The organism is Ruegeria sp. P8 (assembly GCF_056534665.1).
The window spans coordinates 1-3,556 of sequence record NZ_JBQERC010000046.1; the positions used below are offsets into that span (position 1 = coordinate 1).

At 55.9% G+C, this 3,556-nt stretch carries 5 protein-coding genes and 2 pseudogenes; 5 read left to right on the forward strand and 2 right to left on the reverse strand.

What is annotated here, in order from left to right; translation table 11 throughout:
* Both ACR0BZ_RS19700 and ACR0BZ_RS19705 read right to left on the reverse strand, forming a co-directional pair.
* A pseudogene (locus ACR0BZ_RS19700) lies at window positions 1–273 on the reverse strand (IS6 family transposase); the annotation flags it as partial.
* A gap of 222 nt (window positions 274–495) precedes the next feature.
* A complete protein-coding gene (locus tag ACR0BZ_RS19705) occupies window positions 496–861 on the reverse strand; it encodes a winged helix-turn-helix transcriptional regulator (RefSeq protein ID WP_480484960.1) in 366 nt (121 codons plus the stop codon).
* 124 nt (window positions 862–985) lie between these two features.
* Here ACR0BZ_RS19705 and gstA point away from each other — a divergent pair, with 124 nt between their 5' ends.
* The 5 genes and pseudogenes from gstA to ACR0BZ_RS19730 form a co-directional block, all read left to right on the forward strand.
* Window positions 986–1,597 carry a glutathione transferase GstA gene (gene gstA, locus ACR0BZ_RS19710; protein ID WP_480921066.1) on the forward strand — a complete coding sequence of 204 codons (612 nt, stop codon included), beginning with the start codon at window positions 986–988 and terminating at the stop codon, window positions 1,595–1,597.
* Entirely contained in the window at window positions 1,594–1,974 is a 381-nt protein-coding gene (locus ACR0BZ_RS19715; protein ID WP_480921067.1) for a nuclear transport factor 2 family protein, read from the forward strand. The genes gstA and ACR0BZ_RS19715 overlap by 4 nt, the downstream gene beginning before the upstream one ends.
* Window positions 1,975–1,978: 4 nt before the next feature.
* Window positions 1,979–2,200, forward strand: coding sequence for a tautomerase family protein (locus tag ACR0BZ_RS19720; RefSeq protein ID WP_480921068.1), 222 nt, complete (start codon window positions 1,979–1,981; stop codon window positions 2,198–2,200).
* Window positions 2,197–3,180 (forward strand): NAD(P)H-dependent flavin oxidoreductase, encoded by a 984-nt coding sequence (locus ACR0BZ_RS19725; protein ID WP_480921069.1) that lies wholly within the window; start codon window positions 2,197–2,199, stop codon window positions 3,178–3,180. Before ACR0BZ_RS19720 ends, ACR0BZ_RS19725 begins: the two co-directional genes overlap by 4 nt.
* 102 nt (window positions 3,181–3,282) lie before the next feature.
* Window positions 3,283–3,556, forward strand: a pseudogene (locus ACR0BZ_RS19730) (IS6 family transposase); the annotation flags it as partial.

Below are 3,556 nucleotides of genomic sequence, written 5' to 3' on the forward strand. Positions count from 1 at the left end.
GATACTTGCGACCTGAAATGTCCACGACAATTTCATCCAGATGCCAGTCATCTTTGGGCGGCCATGTCTCTGCCATAGATTTGGAGCAACCACCGGCCCGAATTTGATGACCCAGCGCCGAACAGTTTCGTAAGAAGCATCGATCCCACGCTGCAACAGCATCTCTTCAACTTCCCGCAGGCTCAGATTGAAGCGAACGTACAGCCACACCGCGTGCGCAATGAGCTGAGGCGGAAACCGGTGACGCTTGTAGCAGATTGATGATGTCTTCATCGATGTCACCTCCGCCCAATGTCGGGCATCAGCAGCCTAACGACAGTTAATGTGACAACACAGAAAGAATGGCTCGAGACACGCCATTTGCGCGTCGATCAGCCAGAAAAAACCACTCATGTCACCGCTCCGTTTTCGGAGCTGTGAAGCACGCGGCACAACAAAAACCAATGAATCCTGACCCTAGATTTGCTGCAAAACTGTCCGAGAAGACGGGACCACTTAATCTGCCCCCTGTTGACTACTTTGTCGTGCCTTCAGTCGGTGGCCGACCTGAACAATCGCGTCAAGGGCCGGAATCAATTCGGCCCCAAGCTCGGTCAGGCTGTATTCCGTCGAGGGGGGCGACGTGCGCCGGACATGGCGGACCAGCACACCTCGTGCAGCCAGTTCCGACAAACGGGCCGAAAGTACCTTGGCAGAAATCGGCGGAATATCCGAACGCAGTTCACTAAAGCGGCGCGGCCCGGCCCGCAACGACCAGATCACGTTCGGCGCCCAGGCACCTGCAATCACAGCCATGCATTCGGTCAGCATGCAGGGTTCGGGTGGCGCAGGGCTTCGGTTGTTCCGCATCTTCAGGGCCATGAGGCGTTACCAGGTTTCTGTTGGGTTACTCTATTTTTTAAGTAACCATCAGAAACCTAGTTGTCAACGGATATGCCCTTCTCCATGTCTATGGTGCCACCAGTAATCCCCAGAAAGGAATACCATGAAACTCTACTACAAACCGGGCGCATGTTCGCTTGCCAGCCACATCGTGCTGACCGAAATCGGCTCTCCCTTCGAAACTGAGGCCGTTGATACCGCGGCTGGCCGCACTGAATCCGGCGCGGATTTTAGATCCATCAACCCCCGAGGATATGTGCCGGTACTTGCGCTGGACGACGGTGAACTTGTCAGGGAGGGATCCGCTATTCTTCAATATCTTGCTGATAAGAACCCGTCCTCTGATCTGGCACCATCAAACGGAACGATGGCCCGTACACGGGTTCAGGAATATCTGAGTTTTGTGGCGGCCGATCTGCACAAATCCTTCAGCCCGCTGTTCAAGGGTGATTCCACCGACGCCGAAAAAACCAAGGCGCGCAGCATCGTCAAAACAAAATTCAATCAGGTCGAAAACATACTGGCCGATGGGCGGGAATACCTTGTGGACGGAAAGTTTTCGGTCGCGGACGCATATCTTTTCGTTGTCTCGAACTGGGCAAATTTTACGGAAATCGATTTGTCCGGCTGGCCAAACCTGAAAGCCTATGTCGAGCGGGTGGCAGCACGTCCCGCAACACAAACGGCGATGCGCGCCGAAGGGCTGATCCAATGACCCCGGCCGATCACAAAGCTGTGGTCGAATTGATGGAGGCCTATTTCGAGGGCCTTCATCACGCCGACAGCAACGCCCTGAGACAGGTGTTTCACCCGAAACTGGCCTATATCTGCGCCACCGAAGGGGATGAGCTGTATCTGGATCTTGAGAGCTATATGACCCGTGTGGATCAGCGTGAACCGCCAGCCAAGCGCGGTGACCCGCGCGATGAAGAGATATTGCAGATCTCCTTCGGCAGTCCGAGGCTGGCCCATGTCATGGCCCGTATGTCGATGATGGGGCGCGATTATCTGGATTACCTTTCCCTTGTCCGCCACGGCAATGACTGGCGGATTGTCACCAAGGTCTTCTCCTACGTTCCAAGGAAGGATTAAAACCATGCCATATGTGAATATCAAAGTAACCCGTGAAGGTGGTCCTGACGGAACCGGCCCAAGCCAGAGCGAGAAAGCAAAGCTGATCGCCGGAGTGCGCGAACTGTTGCACGAGGTGCTGGGCAAAAACCCGGCAACCACTGTCGTCGTGATTGACGAGGTCGATCTGGACAACTGGGGCATCGGTGGGCTGCAGGTTGTCGACTACCGAAAGACGGCCACGTGAAAACCCGGCTGACCGAGCGCCTGAACCTGTCCCACCCGATCATTCAGGCGCCAATGGCGTTTGTTGCGGGTGGGTCGTTGGCCTCGGCTGTGACGCAGGCGGGCGGGCTTGGGTTGGTCGGCGGGGGTTACGGGGATCGGAACTGGATTGCGCAACAGTTCGATGCAGCCGGAACCACCCCTGTCGGGTGCGGTCTGATCACATGGAAGCTGGCAGAGCAGCCCGCTCTGCTCGATTACGTGCTGGAGCGCGGGCCAGCCGCGGTCTTTCTGTCCTTTGGTGATCCTGCACCCTTTGCCGACAGGATCAAACGGACGGGCGTTCCGCTTATCTGCCAAATCCAGACACTTCGGGACGCGCTGCGTGCCATTGCGGTTGGCGCCGATGTCATTGTGGCTCAGGGGGCCGAAGCTGGTGGCCACGGCGAGGTGCGCGGCACGATCGCGCTTGTGCCCGAAGTGGCGGATAAAATTGACGCATCGAACAGTTCGGCTGTACTTTGCGCCGCCGGTGGTATCGGCGATGGTCGCGGTCTGGCTGCGGCCCTGATGCTTGGCGCAGATGGCGTTGTGATAGGAACTCGGTTTGTTGCTGCAGATGAGGCGCTGATCCATCCGCAGATTCTCAGCGACATCTTGCGCGCATCAGGGGATGAAACCGTTCGAACCTCGGTTCCCGACATCATTCGCGGTTATTCTTGGCCGGACCGATACTCAATCCGGGTACGTCGAAATGATTTTGTCAGTAAATGGCATGGTCGAGAAGCCGCGCTAGACGCCGGCTTGGATGTCGAAAGACGACTTTGGAACGATGCTCAGAATTCCGGAAATCCGTCAATCGTTCCCGGTATTGTCGGCGAAGGTGTGGGTATCATAAGAACCTCGAAACCTGCAGAACAGATCATTGACGAGATCATGCACGATGCGATCAACCTTATCAAAGGTGAAGGCGGCAGACATTTGTTTCGGCATAAGGCTTGATTGTCTATCGGTCAAAAAACGCGATTAGGTGGGATCCAACGGTGTTGTCACATTAACTGTCGTTAGGCTGCTGATGCTTGACATTGGCTGTAGGTGACATTGATGAAGACATCGTCAATCAGCTACAAGCGCCACCGGTTTCCGCCTCAGCTCATCGCGCACGCGGTGTGGCTGTACGTTCGCTTCAATCTGAGCTTGCGGGAAGTTGAAGAGATGCTGCTGCAGCGCGTGCGCGATGCTTCTTACGAAACTGTTCGGCGCTGGGTCATCAAATTCGGGCCGGCGGTAGCTCGAAATCTGCGGCAGAGACTGAACCGTCCAGGTGATGTCTGGCATCTGGATGAAGTTGCTGTGAGACTCGCGGGGCGCAAGTATT

Excerpts from the sequence above, each read along its gene's own strand:
- ACR0BZ_RS19715 (WP_480921067.1), top strand. The coding sequence starts at position 1,594 with ATGACCCCGGCCGATCACAAAGCTGTGGTCGAATTGATGGAGGCCTAT.
- ACR0BZ_RS19720 (WP_480921068.1), top strand. The coding sequence starts at position 1,979 with ATGCCATATGTGAATATCAAAGTAACCCGTGAAGGTGGTCCTGACGGA.
- gstA (WP_480921066.1), top strand. The coding sequence starts at position 986 with ATGAAACTCTACTACAAACCGGGCGCATGTTCGCTTGCCAGCCACATC.
- ACR0BZ_RS19705 (WP_480484960.1), bottom strand. The coding sequence starts at position 861 with ATGGCCCTGAAGATGCGGAACAACCGAAGCCCTGCGCCACCCGAACCC.